Raw genomic sequence first — 1,055 nt, forward strand, 5'->3', positions numbered from 1 at the left:
TTCAGCTCGATCGCGGTGTCCAGCTGTTCGGTCATCTGCTCGTCGTAGACCGGGCGTTCGACCGAGCGGAAGACACCGATCGGGGTGTGGTGCAGGCTGTCCGGGTCGGCCAGGCGGGAGAGGGCGAAGGCGGTGGTCGGGGACGCGGCGTGGGCGTCGTGGACCAGGAGCTCCGCCTCGTTGCGCGGGGTCACGGTGACCACCTCCAGGTCTCCGGTGCGCCGGTCGCGTACGACGCCGCGCGCGCCCTCGGCCCCGAACCGGACGGGCTGCCCGTGCTCCAGGCGGATCAGCGCCTCCTCGGCGCGCTGCCGGTCCTTGAGGGCGTCGAAGGCGCCGTCGTTGAAGATGTTGCAGTTCTGGTAGATCTCGACCAGCGCGGTGCCGGGGTGCTCGGCGGCCGCGCGCAGGACCCCGGTGAGGTGCTTGCGGTCGGAGTCGATGGTCCGGGCCACGAAGGACGCCTCCGCGCCGATCGCGAGGGACACCGGGTTGAACGGGGTGTCCAGCGAGCCCATCGGCGTCGACTTGGTGATCTTGCCGACCTCGGAGGTGGGCGAGTACTGGCCCTTGGTCAGGCCGTAGATCCGGTTGTTGAACAGCAGGATCTTCAGGTTCACGTTGCGCCGCAGCGCGTGGATCAGGTGGTTGCCGCCGATGGAGAGCGCGTCGCCGTCACCGGTGACCACCCACACGCTGAGGTCCCGCCTGCTGGCGGCGAGGCCGGTGGCGATGGCCGGGGCGCGGCCGTGGATGGAGTGCATCCCGTAGGTGTTCATGTAGTACGGGAAGCGGGAGGAGCAGCCGATGCCGGAGACGAAGACGATGTTCTCCCTGGCCAGCCCCAGCTCGGGCAGGAAGCCCTGCACGGCGGCGAGGATCGCGTAGTCACCGCAGCCGGGGCACCAGCGCACCTCCTGGTCCGACTTGAAGTCCTTCATCGACTGCCCGGCCTCGGCCTTGGGCACCAGCTGGAGCAGTCCGTTGCCGGTGTCAGTCATCGATGGCCTCCTTCAGCGCCGCGGCGAGCTGCTCCGCCTTGAACGGCATGCCGT

The 1,055-nt window shown here is 69.5% G+C and carries 1 protein-coding gene; it reads right to left on the reverse strand.

The annotated features are described in order from the left end of the window. Positions 1-1,001, reverse strand: a 1,001-nt coding sequence (locus VT52_RS34460; protein ID WP_071387762.1) for a 2-oxoacid:ferredoxin oxidoreductase subunit beta, incomplete at its 3' end; no start/stop codon positions are given. Between the last annotated feature and the right edge of the window lie 54 nt (positions 1,002-1,055).

Source organism: Streptomyces malaysiense, assembly GCF_000980885.2.
Lineage (GTDB): Bacteria > Actinomycetota > Actinomycetes > Streptomycetales > Streptomycetaceae > Streptomyces > Streptomyces malaysiense.